Here is a 2668-nt window from a genome sequence, read left to right as displayed (position 1 = left end):
GCCACAACTACGTGGTCACACTGACTCTGACGGCCGACCGGCTCAACGAATACGGTTTCATCACCGATTTCGGCGACCTTGCTCCGTTCGGTGACTACCTGAAGACCACGTTCGACCACCGCCTGCTTAACGATCAGGTCGACTTCCACCCGACTAGCGAACTGCTGGCCGCGCACTGTGGTCGTTGGTTCATCGACAACGTCGAGCCGCAGATCCACGGCCGTCTTGTGTCGGTCGAGGTCTCCGAAACCTCGTCATCCTCCGCGCAGTGGAAGCGGGGTGATTCGCTGTGACCGTGTTCCCGCTCCCTATCGGCCGCGTCGAAGGCACCGCGATCCTCGCCGAGAAGTTCGAGTCCTTCCAGGGCGAGGGGCCGCTCACCGGCCAACGCTGTGTGTTCTGCAGGTTCTCCCGCTGCAATCTCACTTGCAGTTGGTGCGACACCAAGTACACCTGGGACTGGACGCAATACCAGCCGACCCAGGTCAGCAGCCGTGTTCCGGTCCCGAAGCTGGTCGACTGGGTCACCGAGCGCGCCGTCGACCTGATGGTCATCACCGGCGGGGAGCCGATGCTCCAGCAGCCAGCGATGACCGCTCTGGCTGCGGGCGTTGGCGACGGCGTCCGGGTACAGGTCGAGACGAACGGAACGCAGGTCCCGACAGCCGAACTCGTCGACCTGGTGGACCTGTGGGTCGTCAGCCCGAAGCTGGCGAACTCCGGTGTCGACTACTCCCGCAGGATCGTCCCGCCGGCGCTGGCGGCGCTGACCGCGACCGGCCGCGCCGTGTTCAAGTTCGTCGTGACCGACCACCGCACGGACTTCGACGAGATCAGCCGCCTGGCCGAGGAATGCGAGCTCGATGGGATCTGGGTGATGCCCGAAGGCGACACCCGCGAGAAGATCCTGGCCGGGATGGACGCCATCCACGGCCCCGCGGTGGCCCGCGGCTGGAACTTCAGCACTCGACTCCACACCTTGACCGGAGCGAGGTGACGGAGGTGGACAGCATCGCGATCGCACTCGATCTCACCTGGGCCGATCTTGACCACCACGTCGCCGTCCTCGCCGATCGCATCCGGCAGGACGGCGTTCCGCAGGTCATCGTCGGAATCCTGCGCGGCGGCATGATCCCTGCCGTCCAGCTCGCGCACCAGCTCGGTGTCCGCGACGTCCGGGGCATCGAGATCACCCGCACCCTCACCGACGAACCGAACGGCGCAAAGGCCGCCGAGCCGAAGATCGTGAACCCGGCATCCCTCGGTTCTCTCGACGCCGACGCCGACGTCCTGCTCGTCGACGACGTTGCCGGATCCGGCGACACCATCGACATCGCCGCCAGCCTGCTCACCCACGTCGCTGCGCGTGTTCGACGCGCAACGCTCGTGGTCAACACCATCAACTGGAACAACAACAACACCGTTGCACCGCAACGAATCCAGGACTACGTCGGCACAACCTGCGCCGGATGGGTCCGCTTTCCCTGGGAGGTTCGATGAGCACCACCGACGAGCTCGGCGACGGGTACCGCACCCAGCCGGACACGCCGATGGTCGGCGTCTACAGCGCCAACCAGATGGACGACTTCTACACCGCGCTGGCCACCGGCGAGGTCAAGCCGACCGGCATCATGAACTACCTGCAACGGCTGCTGATCACCGATCGGTGTCGGCCTGGCGACCGCGTGGTGGACGTGTGCTGCGGGCGGGGCCTGCAACTGCCGGTGTTCTATCGGTACCGGCCCGACCTGGCCAGCTACGTCGGACTCGACATCAGCACGGACAACCTCGCCGAAGCGGCGCACCGCCAAGCCGCGCTGGACGCGATGCTGCCGCGGGAGTTCTCCATCGACTTCGTCGAGTGCGACGTGGCCGACCCGTGGCCCGCCATCGGCGAGTTCGACGTCGCGGTCTACACCTCCGCGCTGGAGCACCTGCCGCGCGAGCTGGGCGTGGCCAGCCTGCGCAACACCGCCCAGGCACTCGCCCCGACCGGCCGGCTGTACCTGTCGGGGCCGAACACCCCCGGCCTGCCGCCCCGCAAGCTCCAGTACCACGTCCACGTCTACGAGTGGTCGCACGAGGAGCTGATCGGTGTGCTTGACGAGGTCGGCCTCGTGGTCGAGCACACCGTCGGCATCCTGCCGTCGCCCCCGGACAAGGTCGAGGACGAGGTCGCCCGCAGGTTCGGGCCCCAGGCCGTCGAGTTCTACCAGCGGATGCGTGAGTTCGCCCCGGACGCGCTGCTCGGGCCGGTTGTCGCCACGGCACTGGGCGAAGCCGCCATCGAGACGCTGTACGTCTGCTCCCGGAAGCCGGAATGACCACCGCCGAGCGAACAACCACCTGGGTCTGCGCCGAAGGCCCCAACGGCGTCGGCAAGACCCACCTGCTCGCAGCGCTGGCCGATCGACTCGGCCGGCGCTGCCGGTTGTTGACGGAGCTGACCGATGCCGAGGGCGAACACGTCCCGGCCCAGGTGATCAGCGCGCTGTCGACCGGGAAGTCGTTCCTGCGCACTGGACATCCCCGCACCGAGACCTTCGCGCTGATTGCGCTGAAGGTTCGGGAATACGAGCTGGTCACCCAGATGGCCGCCCCGCCGGAGATCGTGCTGGAGGACCGCGGCATCGACACCACCGCGCTCTACCAGGCCGCGATCCTGCTC

General features: G+C 67.2%; 5 protein-coding genes. All 5 read left to right on the top strand.

The window, feature by feature from the left end; translation table 11 throughout:
• A partial coding sequence (locus ACRDU5_RS17300) for a 6-pyruvoyl trahydropterin synthase family protein (RefSeq protein WP_526615895.1) occupies window positions 1-293 on the top strand: 293 nt, incomplete at its 5' end.
• 2 nt (window positions 294-295) lie between these two features.
• Window positions 296-997, top strand: a complete 702-nt coding sequence (locus ACRDU5_RS17295) for a radical SAM protein (RefSeq protein WP_526615894.1) — start codon at window positions 296-298, stop codon at window positions 995-997.
• Window positions 998-1002: 5 nt separating this feature from the next.
• Window positions 1003-1500, top strand: a complete 498-nt coding sequence (locus ACRDU5_RS17290; RefSeq protein ID WP_526615893.1) for a phosphoribosyltransferase — start codon at window positions 1003-1005, stop codon at window positions 1498-1500.
• Complete coding sequence (locus ACRDU5_RS17285) at window positions 1497-2324, top strand: class I SAM-dependent methyltransferase (RefSeq protein ID WP_526615891.1); 828 nt, start codon at window positions 1497-1499, stop codon at window positions 2322-2324. Before ACRDU5_RS17290 ends, ACRDU5_RS17285 begins: the two co-directional genes overlap by 4 nt.
• Window positions 2321-2668, top strand: a 348-nt coding sequence (locus ACRDU5_RS17280) for a hypothetical protein (RefSeq protein ID WP_526615890.1), incomplete at its 3' end; no start/stop codon positions are given. The genes ACRDU5_RS17285 and ACRDU5_RS17280, both read left to right, overlap by 4 nt.

The organism is Mycobacterium sp., assembly GCF_050701515.1.
Lineage (GTDB): Bacteria > Actinomycetota > Actinomycetes > Mycobacteriales > Mycobacteriaceae > Mycobacterium.
Note: the sequence above shows the minus strand (reverse complement) of the source record. Positions and strands in the feature narration are given on the sequence as shown.